The organism is Bradyrhizobium sp. 61 (assembly GCF_023073075.1).
GTDB classification, from domain to species: Bacteria; Pseudomonadota; Alphaproteobacteria; order Rhizobiales; family Xanthobacteraceae; genus Bradyrhizobium; species Bradyrhizobium barranii.
On the sequence record NZ_JADPIU010000074.1, the window covers coordinates 44,422 to 70,999 of the forward strand.

A 26,578-nucleotide genomic window follows, 5' to 3' on the forward strand; every position below is an offset into this window, starting at 1 on the left:
GATTGCTGCGCCGCAGCTACCCCTTGGGCCCGCAAAGGAAACTCATTCTCATAAGGCTCGGCCCGTGTCCCGTCTCAAGATCCTGGCGCTGCTACCCCTGGCAGCTGCGCTCAGCGGCTGCAACTATGTCGTGCTGGCGCCTGCCGGCGATATCGCAGCGCAACAGCGCGACCTCGTCATCATCTCCACCGTCCTGATGCTCCTGATCGTCGTCCCCGTGATGGCGCTGACGGTGCTGTTTGCCTGGCGCTACCGCCAGTCCAACACCTCGGCCCGCTACGAGCCGGATTGGGACCACTCGACCAAGCTCGAGCTGGTGATCTGGTCGGCGCCGCTGCTGATCATCATCTGCCTGGGCGCGCTGACCTGGATGGGCACGCATCTGCTCGACCCCTATCGCAACATCGGCCGCATCCATGCGGAACGCGCCGTGGACCAGTCCAAGGCTCCGCTCGACGTCGATGTCGTCGCGCTCGACTGGAAGTGGCTCTTTATCTACCCCGATTACGGCATCGCCACCGTCAACGAGCTCGCCGCGCCGGTCGACCGCCCGATCAACTTCCACATCACCGCCTCCTCGGTGATGAACTCGTTCTACATCCCCGCACTCGCCGGTCAGATCTACGCGATGCCGGGCATGGAGACGTCGCTCCACGCCGTGATCAACCACGCCGGTACCTACAAGGGTTTTTCGGCGAACTACAGCGGCGCCGGCTTCTCTGGCATGCACTTCAACTTCAAGGGCCTCGACGACAAGGGCTTTGACGCCTGGATCGCGCAGGCCAAATCAGCCGGCGGCTCGCTCGGCCGCGCCGAATATCTCCAGCTCGAAAAGCCGAGCGAGAACGAGCCGGTGCGCCGCTGGGGCACCGTCGATTCCGACCTCTACCGCCTGATCCTCAACATGTGCGTCGAGACCGGCAAGATGTGCCAGAGCGAGATGATGGCGATCGACGCCAAGGGCGGCAACGGCCATGAGGGCCTGAACAACACCCTGCCGCTGGCCTACGACAAGTACGCCCGCCGCGGCAGCCCGCTCGGGCCGGAGCCGACCTTCGTCGCCGGCACCTGCACGCCCGATGCGCCGCAGGGCAGGACCACCGCCTCCATCACGGCACCCGCCGACACCGCGCCGCTGCTCGGTGCCGGCCTGAAGCGGCCGATCTTCACGCCGCTGAAGTCCTCGTCCTTCTTCCTCGGACAACGTCCCAAGTCAGACTCCTGAAGTCAGACTCCTAAAGAGAGCTCGCATGTCTCCTGATCTTCTCAAGCTCATCTTCGGCCGTCTCGGCCTCGATTCGCTGCCGCTGCACGAGCCGATCCTGGTCGGCACCTTCGTGATGGTGGCGCTCGGCGGCGGCGCACTGTTCGCCGGCATCACCTATTTCCGCCTCTGGGGCTATCTGTGGCGCGAGTGGTTCACCACCGTGGACCACAAGCGCATCGGCATCATGTACATGATCCTCGGCATCGTGATGCTGCTGCGCGGCTTCGCAGACGCGCTGATGATGCGCGCACAACAAGCACTCGCGTTCGGCGGCTCCGAAGGCTTCCTTCCCGCCCATCACTACGACCAGGTCTTCACCGCCCACGGCGTGATCATGATCTTCTTCGTGGCGATGCCGCTGGTCACCGGCCTGATGAACTACGTGGTGCCGCTGCAGATCGGCGCGCGCGACGTGTCGTTCCCGTTCCTGAACAATTTCAGCTTCTGGATGACGGTCGGCGGCGCAGTGCTGGTGATGGCTTCGCTGTTCATCGGCGAATTCGCCCGCACCGGCTGGCTGGCCTATCCGCCGCTGTCGAACATCGGCTACAGTCCTGACGTCGGCGTCGACTATTACATCTGGGCGCTGCAGGTCGCAGGCGTCGGCACGACCTTATCCGGCATCAACCTGATCTGCACCATCGTCAAGCTGCGCTGTCCCGGCATGACCATGATGAAGATGCCGGTGTTCACCTGGACCGCGCTCTGCACCAACATCCTGATCGTCGCCTCCTTCCCCGTCCTGACCGTCGTGCTCGCGATGCTCTCGCTTGACCGCTACGTCGGCACCAACTTCTTCACGAACGATTTCGGCGGCAGCCCGATGATGTACGTGAACCTGATCTGGATCTGGGGTCATCCCGAGGTCTACATTCTGGTTCTCCCCGCCTTCGGCATCTTCTCGGAAGTCACCTCGACCTTCTCCGGCAAGCGGCTGTTCGGCTACACCTCGATGGTCTACGCCACGGTGGTCATCACCATCCTGTCGTACCTGGTCTGGCTGCACCACTTCTTCACGATGGGCTCGGGCGCCAGCGTCAACTCGTTCTTCGGCATCACCACGATGATCATCTCGATCCCGACGGGCGCGAAGATGTTCAACTGGTTGTTCACGATGTATCGCGGCCGCATCCGCTTCGAGCTGCCGATGCTGTGGACGATCGCCTTCATGCTGACCTTCGTGCTCGGCGGCATGACCGGCGTGCTGCTCGCAGTGCCGCCGGCCGACTTCGTCCTGCACAACAGCCTGTTCCTGATCGCGCACTTTCACAACGTGATCATCGGCGGCGTGGTGTTCGGCGCGTTCGCCGGCATCAACTACTGGTTCCCGAAGGCGTTCGGCTTCAAGCTCGATCCGTTCTGGGGCAAGCTGTCGTTCTGGTTCTGGGTCACCGGCTTCTACATGGCCTTCATGCCGCTCTATGTGCTCGGCCTGATGGGCGTGACCCGCCGCCTGCGCGTGTTCGACGATCCGTCCTTGCAGATCTGGTTCGTCATCGCCGCGATCGGCGCCGGCCTGGTCTTCCTCGGCATCCTCTGCATGCTGATGCAGTTCGCAGTCAGCTTCCTCAAGCGCGAGCAGCTCAAGGACGTCACCGGCGATCCCTGGGATGCACGCACGCTGGAATGGGCGACCTCCTCGCCGCCGCCGGACTACAACTTCGCCTTCACCCCCGTCGTTCACGACAATGACGCGTGGTGGGACATGAAGAAGCGCGGCTATCAGCGTCCGCTCTTGGGGTTCAAGCCGATCCACATGCCCAGCAGCACCGGCACCGGCATCATCCTCGCCGGCCTCGCCACCGCGATGGGATTCGGCCTGATCTGGTACATCTGGTGGCTTGCCGCCGTGAGCTTCATCGCGATGCTCGCCGTCGGCATCGGTCACACCTTCAACTATCACCGCGACTTCGACATCCCGGCCGACGACGTCATCCGGACCGAGGACGCGCGCACCAAACTGCTCGCCGGAGCCAAGTAAATGACTGTCGCTGTCAATCCTACCCAAACCGGCGAGCCGCTCTTCTATCTCGCCGACGAACACCCGCATCCGGAAGGCTACAGCACCTCGCTCGGCTTCTGGATCTACCTGATGAGCGACTGTCTCATCTTCGCGATGCTGTTCGCCGCCTTCGGCGTGCTCGGCGGTAACTACGCCGCCGGCCCGGCCCCGAAGGACCTGTTCGAGCTGCCGCTGGTCGCGGTGAACACCTCGATGCTGCTGCTGTCGTCGATCACCTATGGCTTTGCCATGCTGACGATGCAGCAGAACAAGATCGCCCTGACCCAGATGTGGCTGGCGATCACCGGCCTGTTCGGCCTCGCCTTCATCGGTATCGAGCTCTCCGAGTTCGCCCACATGATCCATGAAGGCGCGACCCCGCAGCGCAGCGCCTTCCTGTCCGCCTTCTTCACGCTGGTCGGCACCCACGGCCTGCACGTCTCCTGCGGCCTGATCTGGCTAGTGACCCTGATGGTGCAGGTCTGGAAGTTCGGCCTGATCGAAGCCAACCGCCGCCGCCTGATGTGCCTGTCGATGTTCTGGCACTTCCTGGACGTGGTCTGGATCGGCGTCTTCACCTTCGTCTATCTCCTGGGAGTTCTGCGATGAACACCGATACCCACGCCGCCCACGCGGACGGCCATCACCACGGCGACGACCACGCCCACGGCACGTTCTCGACCTACATGCTCGGCTTCGTGCTCTCGGTCGTGCTGACCGCGATCCCGTTCTGGCTGGTGACGAGCGGCGCGCTGCCGAGCAAGCAGATCACCGCACTGGTCATCATGGCCTTCGCGGTCGTGCAGATCGTCGTGCACATGATCTACTTCCTGCACATGAACACCAAGTCCGAGAACGGCTGGAGCATGATGGCGCTGATCTTCACCATCGTCATGGTGGTGATCGCGCTGTCCGGTTCGCTGTGGGTGATGAACCACCTCAACAGCAACATGATGCCGATGCACCAGATGACGGGAATGAAGTGAGCGAGACTCCGAAGTGAGCAAGGCTTGGAAGTGAGCAAGGCTTGGACCGTGACAGGCAGGGACAAGGGCGCGCGCCGCAAGGCTGCGCGTCCGCGCCTGTGGCTCACGGTCCTCTCGCTCACGGCCTTTGCACTTCTGATCGCACTCGGCGTCTGGCAGATCGAACGGCGCGCCTGGAAGCTGGCGCTGATCGACCGCGTCGAGCAGCGCGTCCATGCCCCGGCCCAGCCGATCCCGTCGCCCGCGGCCTGGCCGGCCGTCTCCACCGCAAACGACGAATACAGGCACGTCAGCCTCACCGGCCGCTTCCTGCATGACCGCGAGACGCTGGTTCAGGCCGTCACCGAGGAAGGCCCCGGCTATTGGGTGCTGACGCCGCTTCAGCGCGGCGACGGCACGCTGGTGCTGGTCAATCGCGGCTTCGTGCCGTCCGAGCGGCGCGACGCATCGACGCGCCAGAACGGCAATCCGGACGGCCAGGTCGAGATCACGGGCCTGCTCCGCATGACGGAGCCGAAGGGCGGATTCTTGCGGAACAACGTGCCCCAGCACAACCGCTGGTACTCGCGGGATGTCGCCGCGATTGCGGCAGCGCGCGGCCTCCACGATGTCGCGCCGTTCTTCATCGATGCTGACGCCGGATCACAAACCACCGGCGCGCCGATCGGCGGATTGACCGTGATCCGCTTTCCCAATAACCACCTGATCTACGCGCTGACGTGGTTTGCCCTGGCTTTCATGCTGGCGGGTAAACTTTTCGTCACATTCGGCGGCGGGCTGTTCCGCCGCAAGCGCTTCGTCCACGAACCGGCCGGCGGCTCCGATGCCACCGCCCGCAGGACGGGATCAGATGCTGGAACGATCGTCGAATCTACCTGACGACGGAATGACGCATGACGCCGTCACGCTGCAATCGCCGGCGGACGCGCGCAGCGAGCTGATCGGCGTTGCGCCGACCGACGACGAGACCAACCGCAAGAACATGGCGCTGCTGATCCAGCTGCGCTGGACCGCGGTGGTCGGCCAGATCGTGACCATCGGCGGCGTGCATTTTGGCCTGGGTATTCCCCTGCCATTGGAACGGATGGGCGCGGTGATCGGCGCGCTGCTGCTGCTCAACGTCTCCAGCCTCGTCTGGGTGCGCCATCGCGCCGCGATCACCAACAACGAGCTGCTGGTCGCCTTGATGCTCGATGTCGCGGCGCTGACGGCGCAGCTCTACCTCAGCGGCGGCGCCACCAATCCCTTCACCTCGCTGTTCCTGCTCCAGGTCACGCTGGGCGCGGTGCTGCTTAATGCCCGTTCGACCTGGTCGCTGGTCGCACTGACCTGCGCGAGTTTCATCTGGCTGACCATGGCCTACCGGCCGCTCGACCTGCCGCCGAACCCGATCAGCGAGGCCTACAGTCTCACCGTGACCGGCATGCTGCTGGGCTTCGTCCTCAACGCCGTGCTGCTGGTCGTGTTCGTCACCCGGATCAACAGGAATTTGCGCGAGCGCGATGCGCATCTGGCGGCACTGCGCCAGCATGCGGCCGAGCAGGACCACATCGTCCGCATGGGCCTGCTCGCCTCCGGCGCGGCGCATGAGCTCGGCACACCGCTCGCCTCGCTGTCGGTCATCCTCAGCGACTGGCGCCGCATGCCCGATCTCGCCGCCGATCAGGAACTTGCCGAGGATCTCGCGGAGATGGAAACCTCTCTGCAACGCTGCAAGACCATCGTGACGGGCATCCTGGTGTCGGCGGGCGAAGCGCGCGGCGAAGGTTCCTCGCCGACGACGGTGACGGCCTTCGTTACCGCGCTGGTGAACGAGTGGCGCGACGCACGCTCGGCCCGCACGCTCTATTTCGTCAACACGTTCGGCGAGGACGTCGCGATCGTCTCTGACATCGCGCTGAAGCAAGTGATCTTCAACGTGCTCGACAATGCCTATGAGGTCTCGCGCGAATGGGTGGAGCTGCTGGCCGAGCGCGAGGGCGACAATCTCGTGCTGTCGATCAGCGATCGCGGCCCGGGCTTTGCGCCGGAGATGCTGGCGCAGCTCGGAAAACCCTATCACTCGAGCAAGGGCCGCGCCGGCGGCGGGCTCGGCCTGTTCCTGGTGGTGAACGTCGTGCGCAAGCTCGGCGGCAGCGTGACCGCCGAGAACCACAGGAAGCGTGGCGCCACCGTCCGCCTGACGCTGCCGCTCGCAACGCTCGCGATCGGAGGAAATTTTGACGCCTGACCGTTCGCTCATCGTCGTCGAGGACGATGCCGGCTTCGCGCGCACGCTGAAACGCTCGTTCGAGCGCCGCGGCTACGACGTCGTCCTCGCAGCTTCGATCGAAGAGGTGCGGAAGGTGCTGGAGGAGCGATCCTTTGGACACGCGGTGGTCGATCTCAAGCTCGGCGGCGCCTCGGGCCTCGCCTGCGTCGAGCTGCTGCACACGCATGATCCGGAGATGCTGATCGTGGTGCTGACCGGCTTTGCCAGCATCTCTACCGCCGTCGAGGCGATCAAGCTCGGCGCCTGCCACTACCTGGCAAAGCCGTCGAACACCGACGATATCGAAGCCGCCTTCAACAAGGCCGAAGGCAACGCCGAAGTCGCACTCGATGCACGGCCGACCTCGATCAAGACGCTGGAATGGGAGCGCATCCACCAGACGCTGATCGAGACCGATTTCAACATCTCGGAAGCGGCGCGACGATTGGGCATGCACCGGCGCACGCTGGCAAGAAAGCTCGAGAAGCGGCCGGTGAAGTGAGCCAACATAGGGTGGGTTAGCCGTGCGGCTGCGCGAAGCGTAGTCGCTCGGCGTAACCCACCGCTTTAATTTCCGCGGAGACAGAAGGGTGGGTTACGCTTCGCTGACCCACCCTACGAAGTACGAAACTCAAAACAAAAAAGCCCGGCCAGCCGGCCGGGCTTTTGATTGCTTGCGATCGACGCTGCGAGACGCTTACGCGGCCTCGTCGGCGACGGCGGTGTCGTCGCCATCGGTATCGCCGTCGGCATCCGCCTCGCCCTCGCCGTCGGCGGCTTCCGCCTTGGCGTTGGTGCGGCGCGGGCTCTTGGCGAGCTGGGCCTCGATCTCCTTGACCGCTTCGGTCTCGGTCGAGTGCTGCACAACCGCGATCTCCCGGGAGAGACGATCGAGCGCCGCTTCATAGAGCTGACGTTCAGAGTACGACTGCTCGGGCTGCGACTCGGAACGGTAGAGGTCGCGCACGACTTCCGCGATCGCGACGATGTCGCCCGAATTGATCTTTGCTTCGTATTCCTGGGCGCGGCGCGACCACATGGTGCGCTTGACGCGAGCACGGCCCTTCAACGTCTCCAGCGCCTTCTTCACCAGCGCGGGGTCGGACAGCTTGCGCATGCCGACGTTCGCAACCTTGGCCGTCGGCACGCGCAGCGTCATCTTGTCCTTGATGAAATTGATGACGAACAGCTCGAGCTTCGCACCGGCGATCTCCTGCTCCTCGATGGCCAGGATCTGGCCAACGCCGTGAGCGGGATAGACGACGAATTCGTTGGCCTTGAAGCCCTGGCGCTGGGTCACGACCTTCTTTTCCTCGACCTTCGGCGCGGGTGCAGCAGCCTTCACGGCCGGCTTCGCAGCAGCAACGGGGGCTTTGGCAGGGGCGGCAGCAGCAACAGGAGCCTTCGGAGCAACGGGCTTGGCAGCGGAAGCCTTGGCAGCAGCAGGCTTGGCAACGGTCGCTTTCGCGGCCGGTTTGGCAGTCTTGTGAGGCATTGCGCTTCTTTTGTTCTTCGAGGACTTTGCAGCCGGTGCCTTAGTCGCGGTCCGACCCTTGGATGCGCTACGGCTGGCCGCGGCGACTTTTTTGGCCTCCTTATGGGAAGCCCTCGCTGAAGTACTCTTTTTACGCGTTTTCTGTGACACAGCCTGCGCGCGGAAACTGCCACGCCCCTGTTCGACATTTGGTTTCACGGGAACCCAACGGGGCCAACTGGGCTGACGGGGTTCAGCTTAATGTGCTCAATATAGCACATTTCCCGCAAAAATCAATGATTTAGGGGTCTTGAGGGCTGGTTTTCGGCACTGACGAAGGTATTAGGGTTAAGTTTGGGCGAGAATTAGTCTCCCGAGCCCGGGTTCGGAGAAAAATATTTCTCGAACTTTCCTTCCTGGCCGTCGAATTCCTTCGCGTCGGGGGGTGATTCTTTCTTCTGGGTGATGTTCGGCCAGCTTTTGGCGTAGTCGGCATTGACCTGGAGCCACTTTTCGAGGCCCGGTTCCGTGTCCGGCTTGATCGCGTCGGCGGGGCATTCCGGCTCGCACACGCCGCAGTCGATGCATTCGTCAGGATGGATGACGAGCATGTTCTCGCCCTCGTAGAAACAGTCGACCGGGCAGACCTCGACGCAGTCGGTATACTTGCACTTGATGCAGGCTTCAGTGACGACGTAAGTCATCCAACGCTCCGAAAAGCTCTTTTAAAAGTCGCGGCTTGCGTAGCGCGGATGGCCCGGCGCCGCAAGGTCGGGAACGGCCGATCATGACGGCTTTGCGCTTTGATCGGCCAAGAAATGAACTCAAAGCGCAATTAATTGCGCTTCGCTTCGCTCAGCTCCTCGTAGAGCACGCGGGCCGAGGCGGCATCGCCGCGGCGCTCGTTGAAAGCGGTTACTTTCAGCACGCGCACGGTGCGATCGAGCGCGATGGTGATCACGTCGCCAATCTTGATCGCATGGCCCGGCGACTTCTCGCGTGTGCCGTTGATGCGAACGTGGCCGGACTCAACAAGCTCGGCCGCGGAGGTGCGCGCCTTCACCACCCGCGCGTGCCACAGCCATTTGTCGAGGCGCTGCCGCTCGGTCGTGGGATCACTCCTTGCGACCGGACAGCTGCTCTTTCAGCGCAGCAAGCTTTGCGAAGGGCGAGTTCGGATCGGCCGGACGATCGCGCTCGCGCGGGTTCGCGCTCGAGGCGTAGGGGCGCAGCGAGGGTCCGCCCTGACGGTCACGGCCCTTGTCGCGGTCACGACCGCGATTGTCGCGGCCCTTGTCGCGATCTCCACCGAACTTGCCCTTGTTGCGATCGCGATCCTTGTTGTCGCGATCCTTGCCCTCGAAGCGGCGGTTCTTGTCGTCGCGCCCTTCCTGGCGCGGCGCGCCTTCGGCACCACCTTCGCGGGGCTTGCGGAAATCCCTGGCCCCATCCCTGCGATGACCGCCGCCGTGACGATGGCGCTCATTGCGCTTCTCGCCGTCGGCTGACGGCGCGGCCTCGCCCTCGGCAGGGGCGGCGCCAGCTTCAGCACCTGCCTGCGGGCGCTGATTGTGGTGACGCTGGTGGCGATGGCGCTCGTGGCGCGGCTTGCGATCCTCGTGGCGGCCGCCGGGACGCCAGACCTCGACGAGCTCGGGCTCGGCAGGCGCGGCGGCAGCCTCGACTGGCGCGGCCGCATCGGCCGATGCGGCAGCTTCCGTTGCAGCGGCCTCGGCAGGAGCGGCTTCCGCAGCCTCGGTGGGCGCAGCAGCCTCTTCCGCCGGCGGCGCGATGCCGGGGGCATCCTCGGGCGTGACGGGGGCATCCGGCGATGCTTCGAGCGCCGGCTCTTCATGCGCGGGCTCGTCGTGCTGCTCCATACCGGGCGCGTCCTCGACGGTGACGGGCTCGGCGGCGGCTTCGATCGCGGTGTCCGCGCTCGCGGCGGCATCATCGGTCGCAGCCGGTTCAGTCGGAGCCTCTGCGCTTGCTTCGGCAGCCGGCGTCTCCGCAGCGGCAGCCACCGGCTTCGGCGGCAGCGGCGCACGCTTCTCCATGCGATAGCCGAGCGCGCGCAGCACCGAGGCGAAATCCTCGCCGGCCGAACCAGTGAGCGAGGTCATCGCCTGCGTCACCACAAAGCTGCGGCCGTCGAACGCGCCGGCGGGCTTTTCGCCGGGCGAGTTCTCGCGCCAGGCCAGCGCCGGGCGGATCAGATCGGCAAGGCGCTCCAGAATGTCGACACGCACGGCGCGCTCGCCGGCCTGCTTGTAGCCGAGCACGCGATAGGCATCGCGCGGCAGCTGCTTGTCGACCGGGAACGAGGTGCGGCCCGAAGATGCCAGATGCTGCGCGCCCGAGAGCGAGGACAGATCGACATTGTCCTGCTTCAGCGCCCACAGCAGTGCGGCCAGCGCGCGTCCGGCGGGCTTCAAGAGGCCGGGGAAATAGATGTGATAGGCGCCGAAACGCACGCCGTATTTGCGCAACACGGCGCGCGAGGGCTGGTCGAGATCCTTCAGCTCGTTGGCGATCTTGGGACGCTCGAGCACGCCGAGCGCCTCGACCAGCTGATAGGCGATGCCGCGGGCAATGCCGGTGACGTCCTCGGCCTTCGACAGCTCGAACATCGGCCCGAGCAGCTTTTCGATATGGGTCTTGAGCCAGAGCTCGAGCCGGGCCTGCACCTTCTCACGCGGTGCACCGGTGAGGCGCTCGTCGGAGATGATGCGGATGCGCGGATGCAGCGCCTCCTCTGCGGCAGACAGGCGCGCCACGGCATCGCCGGTCCAACGGATCGTGCCTTCCGAGGTCAGCACGAACTGATCGTCCGGCGCATTGCCCAGTTTTTCGGCGCGCGCGTTGATCTCGCCGGCGAGCACCGCTTGCGCTGCAGCCTGCAAGGCTTTCGCATCGGAGCCTGCTTCCGCCGCATCCGGTGCAAAGGTGAAGCCATCGAGGCGGCCGATGACATGGCCTTCGACGATGACTTCGCCGGTCTTGCCGATTTCAGTATTCAAGCTCGTGTTCTCCCGCAGGCGGCGCATCAATACACTGGTCCGGCGATCAACGAAACGCTCAGTCAAGCGTTCATGGAGCGCATCCGATAATTTATTTTCGACCTCGCGGGCGATCCCCTGCCAGCGTTCGGGGTCTTTCAGCCAGTCCGGGCGGTTGGCGACGAAGGTCCAGGTGCGGATCTGGGCGATCCGGGCCGACAGCGTGTCGATGTCGCCGTCGATGCGGTCGGCCTGGTCGACCTGGGCCGCGAACCAGGAATCGGGGATGCAGCCCTTCTGCATCAGGAAGCCGTACAGCGTGGTGACGAGCTCGGCATGGGCGGCCGGCGACAGTTTTCGGTAATCAGGGACCTGGCAGGCCTCCCACAGCCGTTCCACCGCCGCCTTGCCATGCGCGATATCGCGCACCTCGACGTCGCGGGCGGCGTGGTCGAGCACGCGCATGTCCTCGGCGATCGGCGCGCGCGTCAGCGCCTCATGGCCGGGCGACTGGTTCAGGGACACCTGGAGCGCGCCGAGCGAGGCGAAATCCAGCTTCGCATTGCGCCATTGCAGCATCTTCACGTTGTCGAAGGTGTGGTTCTGCAGCGCGTTGACGAGCTCGGGCTCGAACGGCCCGCAGCGGCCCGTCGTGCCAAAAGTACCGTTGCGCGTGGCGCGCCCCGCACGCCCGGCGATCTGCGCGAACTCGGCCGGCGTCAGGCGGCGGAACTGGTAGCCGTCGAACTTGCGGTCGGAGGCGAACGCGACGTGGTCGACGTCGAGATTGAGGCCCATGCCGACGGCGTCGGTGGCGACGAGGTAGTCGACGTCGCCGTTCTGGAACATCTCCACCTGCGCATTGCGCGTGCGGGGGCTAAGCGATCCCAGCACCACGGCCGCGCCGCCATGCTGGCGGCGGATCAGCTCGGCGATGGCGTAGACCTCGTCTGCCGAGAAGGCGACGATGGCGGTGCGGCGCGGCTGGCGCGTGATCTTGCGGTCGCCGGCGAATTCCAGCTGCGACAGGCGCGGCCGCGTGATCATGGACACGCCCGGCAGCAGCCGCTCGATGATGGGGCGCATCGTGGCCGCGCCCAACAGCAGCGTCTCGTCGCGGCCGCGGCGGTTGAGGATGCGGTCGGTGAAGACGTGGCCGCGCTCCAGGTCAGACGCGATCTGGACCTCGTCGACGGCGAGGAAGGAGACGTCGAGGTCGCGCGGCATCGCCTCGACGGTGGAGACCCAGTAGCGCGGGTTCTTCGGCTTGATCTTCTCCTCGCCCGTGATCAGCGCGACGGCCTCGCTGCCGACCCGTGCGGCGATCTTGTTATAGACCTCGCGCGCGAGCAGCCGCAGCGGCAGCCCGATCACGCCAGAGGGATGCGCGAGCATCCGCTCGATGGCGAGATGGGTCTTGCCGGTGTTGGTCGGCCCGAGCACTGCAGTGACGCCCGCGCCGGGTGCGCGCTCGGAGGCGAAGGGGGAGGAGGAGAAGGCCATGTCTGGGGATTAGGTAGTGGCGATTTGGGCGAATGTCAGTGCTGTTTTGGGGTGTGTTGAGGGCTGGGAGGTGTCGGCCATGTCTCCGAACGCTACGCTGCAGCCAAGCATTCCGCTGTCATGCCCCGGCTTGCCCGGGGCATCCAGTACGCCGCGGCTTGTCCGCTCAACCACAACGGCCTCGGCGTACTGGATCGCCCGGTCAAGCCGGGCGATGACACCGAGCGTGTGGGAGCGCGCTCCCCAAACCTCGCGCAACTGTCTCACTTTGCGACGCTTTTCCCGTTGGCCTTAAGCTTCGGAACGACTCTAGAACGAATCGCGGCCGAATCGCTGACTCCCGCTGAAGCCTGTTCCGTTCACGCCACATGTCGCGGGACTCTTATTGGTTGTGCACTAGATGGAGTTTTGCCCCTCCGCACAAGCGGCGTTTCGATGACCGGTTCCTTAAAATTGGGGACGGCGCGGAGTCGAATCAGAATCGGGGAAGAGTCAAATGGATTCCCCGGTGGCCGACCCCCAAACTCATTTTCGCGAAAACAACCCCATGCACAGTAGACATGCCGTTGAAAGAATTACATTTTTTCCAGCCAAATTGCCTCCCCGTCATCCTGAGGTGCGAGTGGCGCGGTGCGCAGCATCGCGCCGGGAGCCTCGAAGGATGGACGGCCCGGATGCGGCGGCGAGCATGGTTATCTTCGCGGGAAGAGCCGGGCTGTCGTCCTTCGAGGGCCGCCGAAGCGGCGGCCACCTCAGGATGACGGGCTGAGGGGGAGTGCACGGCTGCGGCTAAAGCCCTACTGCGTCTTGGCGACCTTTGGCGGCTGGGCTGAGGTGATGAAGCTGGTCGCTTCCAGCATCGCCGGGCCGAGCGGCGTCGGCACTTTCAGCCAGAACGGGACCAGGATGCGCGTGCCCGCGACGGGGGCGAAGGCGATCTCGATGTTGCGCTGGGCGGCGAGGTATTTGATCACGGGACGGTCGGGGATGTAGCCCGCCACGGGCACGAAATAGAGCGCGCAGACCACCACCGGGCCCCTGTAGCCCTTCTCCGCCTTCACGCTCTCCATGCGCTTGAAATCGAGTTTCAGCTCGTAGCGCATGCGGCCGTCGAACACGGGTGCTGCGTTGTGGCAGGCGTCCGGCGTCACGGGATCGCCGGTGCCGGGCACGCGCAGCAGCGAGGCCGTCATCGGGTCCCAGACGCCGCGGCGATGCGCGTCGGTGACGACGATGCGGTCGGCATCGACAGGCGGCTCCGGCACGATGCCGAACTCCTTCACATTGCCCTTGTCGAGCGTGATGCGGATCTCTTCGGTCTTCTTCGAGGTGGTGGTGGAGGCCTGGTAGCCGGTCGCGACCAGCGCGCCGTTGACCACCCTACCTTGCGAGGCGCCGGTGCCGGACCCGCCCGCGAACGATTTCAGCAGCCCCGTGGTGCCGCCGGAGGCCGCAGCCGCGAACACGTCGTCCCCGATGTCGATGTTCCAGGCGCCTCGGCCTACGGGAATGCCCGCCAGCGTCGCCTCATATTGCGCCTCGAGCTTGCCCTGCGCCGCCACGGGCTCCGCCCCCCACGCCACGACGAGCCCGCAAAGGGCTGCGAAAGCCAGCCGGCCGGCGGAGCGCGGTCTGGCTGAGCCGTGACTGACCAAGCCTTGGAGCCAAAGTCGGGGGGATGCGAGCACGAAACAATCCAATCGGGGCGCGAACGGTTGTTACTTAAGCCAAAAACCGCGGCAAACAATGTGTCCGGGCGCGGAGGCTTGCGGAACTCCACTTGATACTTCGGGGGTGAATACGCCCTTTATGTGATGGTAAGGCACTTCAATCATTGCCGTTTTGGTGATCGGGGGTGTGTCAGGGACGCGCACCTCGCCCCGCCCATTCCGCCGTCTTGCCCCGGCTTGACCGGGGCATCCAGTACGCCGTAGCCCCTCGGCTCCAGCCGCTCCGCCGCGGAGTACTGGATCGCCCGGTCAAGCCGGGCGATGACGCCTGTTGTGGGGGATGCCGCGGAGCATGAATCCCAGCCCAAAACCTTGACTGCCCGTCCCTTCCCCCCTATACGTCCGCCCGCTCCCTGCAAGGACACAGAATTAGCCCCCGTGGCGCCCAGAATGGCGGCCGCAAATCGTTTGGGGACAGAAGAGGATTTCTACCATGTCTCGCCGCTGCGAACTGACGGCCAAGGGCCCCCTCGTCGGCCACAAGGTCAGCCACTCCAACATCAAGACCAAGCGCCGCTTCCTGCCGAACCTCGTCAACGTGACGTTCATCAGCGAAGCGCTCGGCCGCAACGTGCGCCTGCGCGTCTCCACCAACGCGGTCAAGAGCGTCGACCACAATGGCGGCCTCGACCCCTTCCTGCTCAAGGCCAAGGCCGACGTCCTGTCGCCGCGCGCCCTCGAGCTGAAGCGCGCCATCCAGAAGAAGGTCGGCCCGACGGCCGCACCGGCGAAGAAGGCCAGCTAATCCAATTTTGAAATCGGGCGGGGGCTAAGTTGCGTCGCGTGGCGTAGTCTTAGCCAGTAGAGTTTTGTGTCGCGGCCGGATCGAAAGATCCGGCCGTTTTTGTGCTCGTGATTAAAGCGCGGCGAAAGCTGCAGCTACTTCTGCTGAGCGCATGCGATCCCGTGTAATTTCAAAGCTCTCAGTTGGATTGCCAGCACTTGCAAATTTGCGGAGTCTTTCAAAAACCTTTCGCGCGCCCACACGCGAGACGGCGCGACCGCAGTTGATCCTTGTCGCAAGCGCTTCCGGACTATCGCAACCTTCGCGTACAGCACTCCCCAACGTTGCGAGTACCGTTGCCAGTTGCGGTTCCTTGCCGCTTTTCTTAGCGCGCGCGGCCAGCAGTCGAGCCGGCAGACCAGCTACAAAGGCTAAGTCGGGCACGAGACGCAAAACGAAATGCCGCGCGTATTCACACTGACCAAGATTGGCTGAATCCTCTAAGAACTCGGCCTCAAGCTTATTCAACGGAAGCCCGGCCATCCAAATAGGCAGCAATCGTGAAATTGCTGCGAGTGCCATTTTGGCTCTCTCCGCATCATTGGGGAGTTTCTTGTATGCGCCGCCGAACAGGCCCTCCAGATTTTCGGGTCTCACCAAATCCATCAGAGTTGCCGGATTCTTGGCAATCCACTCAAGGAGATTTTTGATCGCCGCTACAGTACTTCCCTCAAATACCCCGCCATCTACCAAGTGAATGAGTTGTTGAAGAATTTGAACAGACAGGCCAGTCGATCCTGCCACATGCTCGATCCATTTACTTTCGTCGTCGATGCGCACACTAGACCTAGCCGCGAGGGCTGCAGAAACACGCGTCGCGATCCAATCCTCGTGCGACTCCTTCTTCGCACGATACACGGCCAACGAACGTCTGAGCAGACTCTCCGCCGGATCGATCGAGGCCGAATCCGTACGAACCGGCAATTTGCTCAGTAGATAAGCCGGCGCACCAGTCTTCACAATTCCATTGTGAATTTGATCGAGCAGGTTTTCCATAGGGTCTTCGATAATTAAACATTGGTCCGCCTGCTCGAATATGGACTGCAACTCCATCCAGTGATCGTTAATCTCATTCTTTTGATCGTCGAAGTCGATGACCTTACTGGGCACAAGAAGGACAAACCCCTGCGCACCATCGCCAGCACGACCTGCTCGGCCTGCGGCATTCAGCAATTCATGAGCCTCGAGTTTCTTCATTTTGTCGGCGCCAGGATCAAATCTACTATCGCCCGAAATGATCACCACCTCGCTCGGAAGATTCATCCCTTGCGCAAGAGTTGAAGTAGCAAAAAGTGCATCGATCCCATCTCGTCTCTTGAATAGCGCTTCATGCAATTCACGCTCCTCACGAAGCAGTAGAGAATGATGGCTTGCGGCGCCTGCTCGCAGGACACCATCTTTGTCTAGCTGCAGGTAACAGTGCTCCGCCCCTCCCAACTCTTCGATTGCAAACTCGTGCCATGCTTTCTCATCGGCGCTCAAAGATACCGGCCTGGCGACAAGACGAGCACGAAAATCTTTCACGCACTTCTCGCAAAAGACGGTTGTCTGAACAAAAACTAGCGTCTTCATCCCAGCTGACACGGACGCTGCGGCAATAGCCCCACTTGTCTGGTTGCCGTTCGGAGTTAGGTACCATCCACCTAGTTTCCGCACGCCGGTCGACAATGGCTGTGGAGTCTTCAGTAGCGGCAGCAGAGCATAGTCTTGCCGATCCATCGTGCCCCACGTCTGCAACAGGCTAAACAGCCCGAACGGAGAGGCGAGCAACTCGCGCTTAAGTGCGGTGGGCGCAGCTCTCTGCTTAGGCTTTGCTCGCCGAGCCTGAAGTATTTTTTTATTTAGGTTCGAAATCTGCTCTGCAGGATAAACGACGCATCCTCGCACTTGCCGTGTCGGCTTCCACGCGAGATCAAGCGTTAGACATTTCCGTCCTGTCAGCCATTCGATCCAACCCGAGATCTCCTCAGTGTTCTTCATCATTGCCGACAACAGTAGCAAATCTGCTTCTGGAGCAAGTGACGTAAGATTGAGTAAAGCGAGCATTGCATCGATGCCTCTCCGGCTGCGATCTTCATCGCGAGGATGCAGAAGATGACATTCGTCGAATACGATTAGCCCCAGGCCGGCGAAAGCCTCAGGTTGAATAGACATCAACATAAGGCATCGCTCTGGCGTCGTAACTGTCACTTCGGGCAAGATTACTGCGTCAACAAGTGTGACGTCTTCCTCGATGTCGCCGATGATGTCATAACTCTGAAAGGTCTTTTTCAGGGCCCGCGCCGTTTGACCAACTAGGCTGTGAGTCGGGGCTAAAAAGACAACTTTTTCTCCGCGCAAGAGAGCAGTTGCAATCTTGAGCTCCGCCAACGTCGATTTTCCTCCCCCTGTAGGAAAGCTGATGGCAGACGATACGCCCCGATCAAGATACCCGCTTGCGATTGCTTCCCGATGATTCCGCCATAGATACGGGCGATCACGCGCCATACGCCGAATAATCTGCCACCAACCATCCTCTGGAAGGTCACCGGGCGTTGGCACTCGGACTAGAGCCGTTCCAAGCAGATCGCGCTCCACGGCAAGGAGCAGATTTGCAAGGTGCAGCGGTCCTGGGAAAAGACTGTATACGTGATCTGACGGGCCGAGCACATCTGCAATAGGTTCGATGCAAAGCGCCTTTACTTGGACAAAGATATCGGAAGCGGGCTCTATTCCTCCCTCTCTCGGCGCAACGTCCGTACGCCTGCGAAGTTGCGCAGCGAGACTCTTGACGCCCCTTAGTAGCATCTGCTGCAACGCTTGCAGAGCCCGGTCTTGAACGTCAGTGTCGATTGGAGCGACGTCCGGAACGCTTTCCCTTAGAATTGGGATGAGGCGCCCTTGTGCCAGATTCTTGATAGAGGCCAGGAGCGCACGCTCTATTGGATTTCTGTTTTCTGAATCTGGCAAGATTCGTTTGGCGGCCTCCGCAGCGTCAGCGTTCGACTCCGCAACCAAGAAAAGAAGCGTAGCACAAATATCTGGAGTTAGGCTCGCAGCATCGACCCCGCTCTGTCGCGCTGAGCTGGGCTGACCCAATATGCATGCCTGGTGAGCGGAGGCGGCTACGAAGGCCGCTGCCGCGCGATTGGTTCGCTCAGGAAGCAAGGCAACATAGGCCTCGTGGGCTGCCGCAAGTCTCCGCAAATTCGACAACGTCGCTCGCAAATCGGGACCTGGCTCCGAGCTTGCACTCCGGAGAAGAATTCGGGCCGACACAACGTCCGCAAATGCTGACGTCAACTGTTTCGGCAGACTTTCAAGATCTAAGCCATCAAGCGGGGGCGCGGCACGTATCAGCTGCGTAGTGATGGGATCAAACATGAGCGGATATCACCTTTGCATGAGCAATCGCGCGTTGGGCAAAAGACTCCATCCACTTGCGCAGATCCGGCAAGAATATAGTGTCGGCTCGCCTCCGCTCGATTTCTCCCGGGGCCGTTTCGTCAAAGCCTTTGAACAACCTTGCCCGAGCGGCATCTTTTCCTTGGTCCTCGTTAACGGTGATACTGACTCGGTAGCGACGCGCCTGCTTCCAAAGAATGCCCTCAATCGCCTGATCAACATCAATGCTAGGATCAACCCTTTGCTGGGCCTCCAGCATCGCTGTCACCTCGTGCGTTAGCTCCGCTACGCGCTGCCCCGCCTCCAATGCCGCGATGCCGGGCCAGACTTCATCCCTGATCGTCTTTCGGGCGTTAACTGTGGCCTTGTCTTCGAAGATGACCACTGCGGAGATAGACTTGGCGCTCGTCGAAAGCTCCAACTGAATGCCGTCAAATCCTTTATGAGCCTTCAGCATGTGAGGAGGGCGCGTAATCGCTCCAACCGCACTCTTGTTTGCGGCAATCCAAGAAATCGCTTGGAATATCCAACCATCCCTGTGCCAGGGATCTTCGCCCTTTTTGACCGTGAGCAACCGTATCGCGTCCGCCGCGTGATCGGCAGTCGACTTGGGTCCTTCAACTTTGGCTCCGGCAAGAATCTTAGCGATATGGCGAAATTGACCAAGAGCAACGCGAGCTACTTGCTCCGCCAGAATACTTTCGTCTGAAACTTTCCAGGCCCAGCCATGGCAAAGTCCAGAATGATCAATCGGCGTCAAAGTTAAAGTCATTATCGAAGGACAATCTCTCAACCCAAGAATGTACCTACTCAAATAATCGCTCTTGCGACAAGTCAGTAAGGACATAGATCAACAGATGATCTGCCCCAGCATCCAATACGAGGGCACAATTTTCTACGGGCTCTTTGCGGCCGAGATATTTGCGTCGCAGTATCTGTCGCAGCATCACTGGGAGGGGCATACCGCGGAGCACGGGCACAAGCCCGACCCCAAACCCGAGCCAAAGAAACCTCGTCATCTGCTGTGACAGCACCGGCAACGAGATCTCCGGGAACATCTCCAACGCCCTGAAGCTCGATCGCTGCCTGCGCAAGACGGGCAAGACACAGCCGCGCGCGTTAACCGTCCGTTAACCAACGCAGCCTAGCCTGCGGCAATCGTCCAGCCATCATTAGCTCGAAATGCCTTCCCGGTTTGCTCCAGGAGAAGCGCCGATGTGCGTTGCGTTGTTGACGTATGCCGATCTCAGTGCCCGCCTCAATATCTCGCGCGAGGCCGCGCGTGCCCTGGCGAGACGTCGCCGTTTGCCGCGCTCGCGGTCGGAGGACGGCAAGGCCCTGGTGAGCGTCGATCTCGCCGAGCTCCGCTACACGCCCCGCCCACGAATTGGCCGCAAGGCAGCCCCCATCGCTGCCCCCATGGCTGAGATCGAGGCCTTCAAGATCGAGGCATTCAAGATCGAGGCATTCAAGGCGGAGATCGCGCGGCTCGAAGCCCTCGCAGCCGGCGCCAGGTTAGTTTTCGAGCGTGAGCGCGAGCGCGCCGATCGCCTGGCCGTCGAGCTGCTTCAGGCGGCCGCCGAGACTGCGGCAGCCAATGCGTGGGCGGCACGACTGGAAGACGAAGTGGCGGACTTACGGACCGGTCGCCAGGCTGGCGGCACGACCGCGGGAGCCGCGCGTCGATTGGGACATCTGGCCGCGGCCATCGTGGGCGCAGACCGCGCGGCTCGCAGATAGCACTCGAACCCTTCTCCATCCCGGCCTGCCGGAGCAATCGCGAGGACAGAATGACTGGCATGACCGATATTCACGAGATGAAGGCGCGCATTGTCGTGTTCGGAGTCGGCGGCGCCGGCGGCAATGCCGTCAACAACATGATCACATCCGGGCTGCAGGGGGTCGACTTCGTCGTCGCCAATACCGACGCGCAGGCGCTTGCGATGTCGAAGGCGCCGCGCCTGATCCAGCTGGGCACCCAGGTGACCGCAGGCCTCGGCGCCGGCTCGCAGCCTGAACTCGGACGCGCCGCAGCCGAGGAGGTCATCGATACGATCCGCGATCAGTTGACCGGCGCGCACATGGTGTTCGTGACGGCCGGCATGGGCGGCGGCACCGGCACCGGGGCCGCCCCCATCATCGCCAGGACCGCGCGCGAGCTCGGCATCCTCACGATCGGCGTGGTCACCAAGCCATTCTATTTCGAGGGCCAGCGCCGCATGCGCTTTGCCGAAGCCGGCATCGAGGAGCTGCTGAAGACGGTCGACACCCTGCTGATCATCCCGAACCAGAACCTGTTCCGGGTGGCCAGCGCGAAGACCACGTTCGCCGATGCCTTCGCCCTTGCCGACCAGGTGCTCTATTCGGGCGTGGCCTGCATCAGCGACCTCATCGTCAAGGAAGGCCTGATCAATCTCGATTTTGCCGACGTTCTCTCCGTGATGCGGGAGAAGGGCAAGGCCATGATGGGACGGGGCGAGGCTTCCGGCGAGAAACGCGTGCTCGCCGCCGCCGTGGCGGCCATTTCCAATCCGTTGATCGAGAACCCCTCGATCAAGCGCGCCAGCGGCCTCATCATCTCCATCACCGGCGGCAAGGATCTCATGCTGTACGAAGTCGACGAAGCCGCGACCCGCATTCGCGACGAGGCCGACCCGGACGCCAACATCATCGTCGGCGCGTCGTTCGACGAAAGCCTCGAAGGCATCGTCCGCGTCTCGGTGGTGGCGACCGGAATCGACAATGTCGACCCGGCGCAGCTGGCGGCGCCGGTGGAAACCGCACTCACGCAGCTCGCCGGCAGGCTGCGCGACGACAGCCGCCGCATCGCCGATCGCATCGAGCAGCGCAGTGCGCCGCTTCCGCAGGTGGAAAGCCCGCCGCTCCGCCCGGCGGCCGGCCGACCCGCAGTGCAACCGGCAAGGCCCGATCCGGAATATGCGCGCCGCGCGGCTCCTCAGCCGCTCGATCCCTACGGCCGCACCTCTCCGCGCAATATAGCCGACGAAGACCTTCTCGACATCCCGGCCTTCCTGCGCCGCTCCGCCAACTGAGCGGTCGCGAGAGCCGGAAATTATCTGTCAGGCGCGGGACAATCGTCCTCTACATCGTCATGGCCGGGCTTGTCCCGGCCATCCACGACCTTTCCCAAGGCACGGAGAACGTGGATGCCCGGGACAAGCCCGGGCATGACGAGTTCGTGGCGCTGGCTGTGCCGACCACTGCGATATGAGGGTATGTTATCTCGCCGCGCACTCCGTCCTCATCCTGAGGGCCCGCCGTAGGCGGGCGTCTCGAAGGATGGCCGCAGGCGAGATTGCGATCTACACAGCGCGCGCGGCTTCACGCTGCCGTGCTGCGCGGGGTCTCCGCCGTTTCCCTTTTTTCCGGCTCCTTGTCGCGAGACAGCCATGCCGGGAAGCGAAGCAGGCGATCGTTGCCGTCTTTTGGCGGCTCGATGGGCGGTGCTTCATTGGCCGAACGCGGGAGGTCCAGCACGGCCTGCCCTGCCCGCACCGCATCCGCGCGCTGATCCAGTTCGCGCATCAGGGGATCGAGCACGCTGTCGATTTCGGTCGCCACCGACACGATGAAACTGTTGAGCTCGCGAGCCTCGGGCACGACGGCCGAGGCCGACTCGATCGCCCTGGAGAGACCGTCGACGACCGGTGCGAACGCGCCGGCGGCTTGTTTGATTCGCGTTCTTATCGCTTCGATCTCGGCCAAGACGCGATCACGTTCCCGCCTGGTCTTCTCTTCCGAAAGGCGGGCTTCGATTTCGGCGATCTGAGCCGTGAGAGTCGTGGCTTCGGATGCGAGTGCATCGCGGCGCAGGCGCGCACGATCGAGATCGCGGCTGAGATTGTCCACTAGATCGTCCTTCCCGAACATGGCTTTGCTCCGTAGGACAGCCGTAACGCGAACCGCCGGCCCGATCAGCGCATGAAAGGCTGGATGGGCCAAAACAGGCATCAATTTCGGTCGCGTCATATGGGCCGACATGGTGACCCCCACCGTCCACATTAGGCGACGACATGGTTAACAGGTGGTTAATGTCAACAGATGATGGGGCAATGGGGCACCATGCCGCCGCCGCCGACTTCGTCTCCTCGCTGCCATCCATTTTCGCTATACTCGCCCCGGTAGCATCACCGGGAGGGGCATACCGTGGAGCACGACGACCAGCACAAACCCAAAACCGAGCCGAAAAACCTCGTCATCTGCTGCGACGGCACCGGCAACGAGATCTCGGAGAACATCTCCAACGTCCTGAAGCTCTATCGCTGCCTGCGCAAGACCGACAAGACGAAGCCGCGGCAGATGGTGTTTTACGATCCCGGCGTCGGCACGGTGACGGAGCCTTCGACGTGGCACCGGCTCAAGGCCAACGTCAATCTGGTGCTGGGGCTCGCCACCGGCTACGGGCTCGATGACAACGTGCTCTCGGCCTATTGCTTCCTGGTCGAGCATTATGCGCCGGGCGACCGCATCTATCTGTTCGGCTTCTCGCGCGGCGCCTATACCGTGCGGGTGCTGGCGGGGCTGATCCACAAGATCGGGCTGATCTCGCCGGAGCAGGCGAACCTCGCAGGCTCGGGCCTCGTCGCCTACAAGCAATATTCCGGCACCGGGCGCGGCAACGACATCGAGGACCTCAAGGATGTCGCCTTCGACGAGAGCGGGCCGCTGCCGAAGGACGAATTCGACCTCGCAGCCCAGTTCGCGCGCATCACCTCGACGCGCTGGCCGACCATCCACTTCATCGGCGTCTGGGACACGGTGGCGAGCGTGATCGTGCCGCGGCGCGACAATTTCTTCTTCGTGTTCAGCCTGGAGGAGCTCGCCTTCACGCTGCGCAATCCGAGCGTCAAAATCTTCCGGCAGGCGATCGCGATCGACGAGCGGCGCTGCATGTTCCGCCTCAAGGCGTACAAGGAGCCGCAGGAATATTGGAGTAACCGCTATGTGCCCGACGAGAAGAAGGTGCCGCAGGACATCATGCAGGTGTGGTTCGCCGGCGTGCATTGCGACGTCGGCGGCGGCTATCCGGAAATCGAGAGCGGCGAGTCCAAATATCCGCTGATCTGGATGATCGAGGAGGCCGCGAAGGCCGGGCTGAACTTCAACCCGCGCACCGTGAACCAGCTCGCCTGGGGCATCCAGCGCAAGAACTCGCCGTTCCAGTATGTCGAGCCTGCCTACACCGGCAAGGTGGGCGAGCTGCACAATTCGATGACGGCGCTCTGGCGCGTGCTGGAATATCTGCCGAAGAGCGCGAAATACAAGGAATGGCCGGAGCGAAAGGTTTTTCTGGGCTTCTACATCCCCGATTGCGAGCCGCGCGTGATCCCCGAAGGCGCGCATGTGCACGAGAGCGTGCTGAAGCGGATGGCCGTGGAGCCGGGCTACCGGCCGGTGAACTTGCCGAAGGATTATGTGACCGTGCCGATGCCGGTGAGGCCCCATGCGGAGGCTAGTGCTGAGGCTGATGAGATCGTGACGGCGTAATGGCGCTGCAAGCTCGTCATTGGAGGCGAGAGCGCGCCACATGTTCAGCTGTCGTCCCTGCGAACGCAGGGACCCATAACCACAGGGAGCGGTTTGGCGCGGACCAGTGGCTCGGTACGCCCACCGCCGCCAACCGACAGATCACGCGGTATGGGTCCCTGCTTTCGCAGGGACGACAGTGGAGATGGAGACCGCCCCACCCCGCTACCGGCGCTTTCTGCGTTCGCTGCTACTTTTCATTAAAATTCTCAGGCCGCCCTTAGTCGGATCGCATCAACTCTTTTCCATCATGCCGCTCAAGACCACCCGCGCCGTCCGCGGAATTGGAGGAGAGTGCCAATGCATCCGCGCCGACATGCCCGCGTGAAACCTGCCGGGCTGGTGTCCCGCCAGGCCAAGATCATCACCGACCCGCGCGCGCCGGTGATTCCCTGCACGCTGATCGACTATTCGCCCGGCGGCGCCTGCGTCGATCTCGGCGGACAGGTGAATATCCCCGACAGGTTCGAGCTGCTCCACGTCAACACCAAGAAGCGCTGCCGCATCGCCTGGAAGCGCGGCTCGCGGATCGGCGTGGTGTTTTAGGGAGAATAGCGAGCCGCTTGCTTACCCTCCCCTGGAGGGGGAGGGTAAGAAAGAAAGCTACGCCCGCATCCTGGCTTTCGTGCCGGCGACGATCTGCATGGCGACGCCGGCGATCCAGCCGAACAAAGCGAGCCAGGTCCACGCCAGGTGCGGCTCGAGGCGGAGCACGATGACGCCGACGGAGGCGAGCGCGGTCAGCGTGGCGCAGAGCGTGCCGGCGGCGCTGAGGAATTCCGCGGCGTCGATGGCGCTGTGCGCGTCGTCGAAGGGCAGCTGCGGCGTGTCGATGCCGAGATAGAAGCCGACGAAGCCGAGCAGCATCATCAGCAGCAGGAAGCCCTGCGTGGTGAGCGGGGCGATCGAAGATCCCACATAGGCGCCGACGAACAGCCCGCACGCCGCGCCTGCCATCGCGAGACCCACGCGCTCGAACACGTGGGCAGTCTTGCGAACACGAAACCGCATGGCGGGCCTCCCTGAGGAGCTGGGTGCGCGAGAGGGTAGGCCAGTTTTGCGGTGCGTGGAAGGTGAGGAGGGTTACGGATGCGTGAGGGCGCGGGATAGTGAGGGCACGATGGCCCGCGCTGCCCCCACCGCTGTCGTCCCGGACAAGCGAAGCGCAGATCCGGGATCCATCACCACGGGAGAGATTTGGCGGAGACTTTAAGTTGTGCCGTGGCAACTCATACCGCGCATTATCGTGAGATCACGCGGTATGGGTCCCTGCGTCCCGTGCGCAATTGCGCACTAGGCAGGGACGACAGTTGTGAGTGCAGCGCCCGCTCGCGCCCTACCTTGCCCCGAACGTGGTCTTGCCGAACAGCGCCTTTTGCGTCGACGGCTGCGAGCGCCAGTATTGCGGCGGGGCTTCGACTTCGCCGCCGAGTTCGGCCGCGGCGTGCCAGCCCCAGCGGGGATCGTAGAGCAGGCTGCGGCCGAGCGCGACCATGTCGGCCTTGCCGGATGCCACGATCTCCTCGGCGTGCTTGGCTTCGGTGATCAGGCCGACGGCGATGGTCGGCAATCCGGTCTCGCGCTTGATGGCCTCGGCAAACTGCACCTGATAGCCGGGGCCGAGCGGAATCTTCTGCAGCGGCGAGACGCCGCCGGAGGAGGCATCGATCCAGTCGACGCCGCGCGCCTTCAGCGCGTTTGCGAACGTGATGGTCTGCGCCAGATCCCAGCCACCCTCGACCCAGTCGGTCGACGACACCCGCATGCCGACCGGCTTGTCGTGCGGGAAGACCGCGCGCACCGCGTCGTAGATCTCGAGCGGAAAGCGCATGCGGTTCTCGAGCGAGCCGCCATATTCGTCGGTGCGCTTGTTGGAGATCGGCGACAGGAACTGATGCATGAGATAGCCGTGCGCGCCGTGCAGCTCGATCGCGTCGATGCCGAGCCGGGCAGCGCGCTTGGCGCTGTCGACGAAGGCCTCGCGGATGCGCTTCAGGCCCGCGGCATCGAGCGCCAGCGGCGCGGCCTCGCCTTCCTTGTGCGGCAGCGCCGACGGCGCCACCGTCTGCCAGCCGCCTTCGCTCTGCGGAATGAGCTGGCCGCCGTCCCAGGGCCGCGCGCTGGAGGCCTTGCGGCCGGCATGGGCGAGCTGCATCGCGATGGCCGTCGAGGAATGCTTGCGCACGGAGGAGAGGATCTGCTTCAGCGCGGCCTCGCAGGCGTCGCTATAGAGCCCGAGACAGCCCGGCGTGATGCGCCCGATCGCCTCGACATGGGTCGCCTCGATGCAGAACATCGACGCGCCCGACAGCGCGAGGTTGTTGATGTGGGTGAAGTGCCAGTCGGTGGCGACGCCGTCGTCGGCCGAATACTGGCACATCGGCGACACCACGACGCGGTTCTTCAGCGTCAGGCCGCGCAGCTTGATCGGGGAAAACAGGGCGCTCATGCGGGGAGTTCCGGGGGATGGAGGAATGGAAGCGATTGCATGAAGTTTAGTAGCCCTACGGCGAATTGCCAGCTGCGCGGCGGACATGCCCGCCCGCGGCGCCATGCATTGCGCGCGTCATATGATCACGGGATCGTGCCGCGATCTCCGCAGTCGTCCCTGCGAAAGCAGGGACCCATAACCCCAGGGAGGAGTTTGGCGA

21 protein-coding genes and 1 pseudogene are annotated in these 26,578 nt (G+C 63.2%); 12 read left to right on the plus strand and 10 right to left on the minus strand.

Annotated elements, in window-relative coordinates; genetic code table 11:
- Nucleotides 1-64 precede the first annotated feature (64 nt).
- Genes cyoA through IVB46_RS28075 form a run of 7 tightly spaced genes read left to right on the plus strand, consistent with a single transcriptional unit; the run spans nucleotide 65 to nucleotide 7,008 of the window.
- Nucleotides 65-1,225: a ubiquinol oxidase subunit II gene (gene cyoA, locus IVB46_RS28045; RefSeq protein ID WP_071908450.1), complete on the plus strand. Its 1,161-nt coding sequence runs from the start codon at nucleotides 65-67 to the stop codon at nucleotides 1,223-1,225.
- Nucleotides 1,226-1,250: 25 nt separating this feature from the next.
- Nucleotides 1,251-3,248, plus strand: coding sequence for a cytochrome o ubiquinol oxidase subunit I (gene cyoB / locus IVB46_RS28050; RefSeq protein ID WP_247316427.1), 1,998 nt, complete (start codon nucleotides 1,251-1,253; stop codon nucleotides 3,246-3,248).
- Complete coding sequence (gene cyoC, locus IVB46_RS28055; protein ID WP_247316429.1) at nucleotides 3,249-3,878, plus strand: cytochrome o ubiquinol oxidase subunit III; 630 nt, start codon at nucleotides 3,249-3,251, stop codon at nucleotides 3,876-3,878.
- On the plus strand, nucleotides 3,875-4,255 hold the full coding sequence (gene cyoD, locus IVB46_RS28060; protein WP_247343899.1) for a cytochrome o ubiquinol oxidase subunit IV: 381 nt from the start codon (nucleotides 3,875-3,877) through the stop codon (nucleotides 4,253-4,255). The genes cyoC and cyoD overlap by 4 nt, the downstream gene beginning before the upstream one ends.
- 30 nt (nucleotides 4,256-4,285) lie before the next feature.
- Complete coding sequence (locus IVB46_RS28065; RefSeq protein WP_247316431.1) at nucleotides 4,286-5,134, plus strand: SURF1 family protein; 849 nt, start codon at nucleotides 4,286-4,288, stop codon at nucleotides 5,132-5,134.
- Nucleotides 5,106-6,485, plus strand: coding sequence for an ATP-binding protein (locus tag IVB46_RS28070; protein ID WP_247316432.1), 1,380 nt, complete (start codon nucleotides 5,106-5,108; stop codon nucleotides 6,483-6,485). The genes IVB46_RS28065 and IVB46_RS28070 overlap by 29 nt, the downstream gene beginning before the upstream one ends.
- Entirely contained in the window at nucleotides 6,475-7,008 is a 534-nt protein-coding gene (locus IVB46_RS28075) for a response regulator transcription factor (protein WP_014490373.1), read from the plus strand. The genes IVB46_RS28070 and IVB46_RS28075 overlap by 11 nt, the downstream gene beginning before the upstream one ends.
- Nucleotides 7,009-7,203: 195 nt before the next feature.
- On the opposite strand, the gene IVB46_RS28080 is transcribed toward IVB46_RS28075, so the two are convergent.
- The 5 genes and pseudogenes from IVB46_RS28080 to IVB46_RS28100 all read right to left on the minus strand — a co-directional run bounded on the left by IVB46_RS28080 (nucleotide 7,204) and on the right by IVB46_RS28100 (nucleotide 14,137).
- Nucleotides 7,204-8,001 carry a CarD family transcriptional regulator gene (locus IVB46_RS28080; RefSeq protein WP_208083467.1) on the minus strand — a complete coding sequence of 266 codons (798 nt, stop codon included), beginning with the start codon at nucleotides 7,999-8,001 and terminating at the stop codon, nucleotides 7,204-7,206.
- Between the two features lie 344 nt (nucleotides 8,002-8,345).
- Nucleotides 8,346-8,684: a ferredoxin FdxA gene (gene fdxA / locus IVB46_RS28085; RefSeq protein WP_063980643.1), complete on the minus strand. Its 339-nt coding sequence runs from the start codon at nucleotides 8,682-8,684 to the stop codon at nucleotides 8,346-8,348.
- Between the two features lie 131 nt (nucleotides 8,685-8,815).
- Nucleotides 8,816-9,085: pseudogene (locus IVB46_RS28090) on the minus strand (RNA-binding S4 domain-containing protein); the annotation flags it as partial.
- Between the two features lie 10 nt (nucleotides 9,086-9,095).
- Nucleotides 9,096-12,482, minus strand: a complete 3,387-nt coding sequence (locus IVB46_RS28095; protein ID WP_247316433.1) for a helicase-related protein — start codon at nucleotides 12,480-12,482, stop codon at nucleotides 9,096-9,098.
- Nucleotides 12,483-13,279: 797 nt separating this feature from the next.
- On the minus strand, nucleotides 13,280-14,137 hold the full coding sequence (locus IVB46_RS28100; protein WP_247316435.1) for a DUF3108 domain-containing protein: 858 nt from the start codon (nucleotides 14,135-14,137) through the stop codon (nucleotides 13,280-13,282).
- Nucleotides 14,138-14,645: 508 nt separating this feature from the next.
- On the opposite strand from IVB46_RS28100, the gene rpmB reads away from it, so the two are divergent.
- A complete protein-coding gene (gene rpmB / locus IVB46_RS28105) occupies nucleotides 14,646-14,957 on the plus strand; it encodes a 50S ribosomal protein L28 (protein ID WP_063980641.1) in 312 nt (103 codons plus the stop codon).
- A 111-nt stretch (nucleotides 14,958-15,068) separates the two neighbouring features.
- On the opposite strand, the gene IVB46_RS28110 is transcribed toward rpmB, so the two are convergent.
- Nucleotides 15,069-18,359, minus strand: coding sequence for a DEAD/DEAH box helicase (locus IVB46_RS28110; protein ID WP_346016143.1), 3,291 nt, complete (start codon nucleotides 18,357-18,359; stop codon nucleotides 15,069-15,071).
- Nucleotides 18,352-19,152 (minus strand): hypothetical protein, encoded by an 801-nt coding sequence (locus IVB46_RS28115; RefSeq protein WP_247316438.1) that lies wholly within the window; start codon nucleotides 19,150-19,152, stop codon nucleotides 18,352-18,354. The genes IVB46_RS28110 and IVB46_RS28115 overlap by 8 nt, the downstream gene beginning before the upstream one ends.
- A gap of 443 nt (nucleotides 19,153-19,595) precedes the next feature.
- On the opposite strand from IVB46_RS28115, the gene IVB46_RS28120 reads away from it, so the two are divergent.
- Both IVB46_RS28120 and ftsZ read left to right on the plus strand, forming a co-directional pair.
- On the plus strand, nucleotides 19,596-20,120 hold the full coding sequence (locus tag IVB46_RS28120) for a hypothetical protein (RefSeq protein ID WP_247316441.1): 525 nt from the start codon (nucleotides 19,596-19,598) through the stop codon (nucleotides 20,118-20,120).
- A 50-nt stretch (nucleotides 20,121-20,170) separates the two neighbouring features.
- On the plus strand, nucleotides 20,171-21,433 hold the full coding sequence (gene ftsZ / locus IVB46_RS28125; protein ID WP_346016144.1) for a cell division protein FtsZ: 1,263 nt from the start codon (nucleotides 20,171-20,173) through the stop codon (nucleotides 21,431-21,433).
- A 289-nt stretch (nucleotides 21,434-21,722) separates the two neighbouring features.
- Here ftsZ and IVB46_RS28130 read toward each other — a convergent pair whose 3' ends face one another.
- Nucleotides 21,723-22,382: a hypothetical protein gene (locus IVB46_RS28130; protein WP_247316443.1), complete on the minus strand. Its 660-nt coding sequence runs from the start codon at nucleotides 22,380-22,382 to the stop codon at nucleotides 21,723-21,725.
- A gap of 165 nt (nucleotides 22,383-22,547) precedes the next feature.
- Between IVB46_RS28130 and IVB46_RS28135 the strand changes: the two genes are divergently transcribed.
- Nucleotides 22,548-23,888 (plus strand): DUF2235 domain-containing protein, encoded by a 1,341-nt coding sequence (locus IVB46_RS28135; RefSeq protein ID WP_247316444.1) that lies wholly within the window; start codon nucleotides 22,548-22,550, stop codon nucleotides 23,886-23,888.
- A gap of 339 nt (nucleotides 23,889-24,227) precedes the next feature.
- Nucleotides 24,228-24,473, plus strand: coding sequence for a PilZ domain-containing protein (locus tag IVB46_RS28140; protein ID WP_247316445.1), 246 nt, complete (start codon nucleotides 24,228-24,230; stop codon nucleotides 24,471-24,473).
- A gap of 57 nt (nucleotides 24,474-24,530) precedes the next feature.
- Here IVB46_RS28140 and IVB46_RS28145 read toward each other — a convergent pair whose 3' ends face one another.
- Nucleotides 24,531-24,938, minus strand: a complete 408-nt coding sequence (locus tag IVB46_RS28145) for a hypothetical protein (RefSeq protein WP_063980635.1) — start codon at nucleotides 24,936-24,938, stop codon at nucleotides 24,531-24,533.
- A gap of 325 nt (nucleotides 24,939-25,263) precedes the next feature.
- On the minus strand, nucleotides 25,264-26,376 hold the full coding sequence (locus IVB46_RS28150) for an NADH:flavin oxidoreductase/NADH oxidase (RefSeq protein ID WP_247316446.1): 1,113 nt from the start codon (nucleotides 26,374-26,376) through the stop codon (nucleotides 25,264-25,266).
- Nucleotides 26,377-26,578: the final 202 nt, after the last annotated feature.

What these genes read in the sequence shown, in the direction of transcription:
- IVB46_RS28120 (WP_247316441.1), top strand. Translation starts at nt 19,596, where the DNA reads ATGTGCGTTGCGTTGTTGACGTATGCCGATCTCAGTGCCCGCCTCAAT.
- IVB46_RS28095 (WP_247316433.1), bottom strand. Translation starts at nt 12,482, where the DNA reads ATGGCCTTCTCCTCCTCCCCCTTCGCCTCCGAGCGCGCACCCGGCGCG.
- IVB46_RS28070 (WP_247316432.1), top strand. Translation starts at nt 5,106, where the DNA reads ATGCTGGAACGATCGTCGAATCTACCTGACGACGGAATGACGCATGAC.
- IVB46_RS28080 (WP_208083467.1), bottom strand. Translation starts at nt 8,001, where the DNA reads ATGCCTCACAAGACTGCCAAACCGGCCGCGAAAGCGACCGTTGCCAAG.
- IVB46_RS28110 (WP_346016143.1), bottom strand. Translation starts at nt 18,359, where the DNA reads ATGTTTGATCCCATCACTACGCAGCTGATACGTGCCGCGCCCCCGCTT.
- fdxA (WP_063980643.1), bottom strand. Translation starts at nt 8,684, where the DNA reads ATGACTTACGTCGTCACTGAAGCCTGCATCAAGTGCAAGTATACCGAC.
- IVB46_RS28130 (WP_247316443.1), bottom strand. Translation starts at nt 22,382, where the DNA reads ATGTCGGCCCATATGACGCGACCGAAATTGATGCCTGTTTTGGCCCAT.
- IVB46_RS28150 (WP_247316446.1), bottom strand. Translation starts at nt 26,376, where the DNA reads ATGAGCGCCCTGTTTTCCCCGATCAAGCTGCGCGGCCTGACGCTGAAG.
- ftsZ (WP_346016144.1), top strand. Translation starts at nt 20,171, where the DNA reads ATGACTGGCATGACCGATATTCACGAGATGAAGGCGCGCATTGTCGTG.
- rpmB (WP_063980641.1), top strand. Translation starts at nt 14,646, where the DNA reads ATGTCTCGCCGCTGCGAACTGACGGCCAAGGGCCCCCTCGTCGGCCAC.
- IVB46_RS28115 (WP_247316438.1), bottom strand. Translation starts at nt 19,152, where the DNA reads ATGACTTTAACTTTGACGCCGATTGATCATTCTGGACTTTGCCATGGC.
- cyoB (WP_247316427.1), top strand. Translation starts at nt 1,251, where the DNA reads ATGTCTCCTGATCTTCTCAAGCTCATCTTCGGCCGTCTCGGCCTCGAT.
- IVB46_RS28145 (WP_063980635.1), bottom strand. Translation starts at nt 24,938, where the DNA reads ATGCGGTTTCGTGTTCGCAAGACTGCCCACGTGTTCGAGCGCGTGGGT.
- IVB46_RS28140 (WP_247316445.1), top strand. Translation starts at nt 24,228, where the DNA reads ATGCATCCGCGCCGACATGCCCGCGTGAAACCTGCCGGGCTGGTGTCC.
- cyoC (WP_247316429.1), top strand. Translation starts at nt 3,249, where the DNA reads ATGACTGTCGCTGTCAATCCTACCCAAACCGGCGAGCCGCTCTTCTAT.
- cyoD (WP_247343899.1), top strand. Translation starts at nt 3,875, where the DNA reads ATGAACACCGATACCCACGCCGCCCACGCGGACGGCCATCACCACGGC.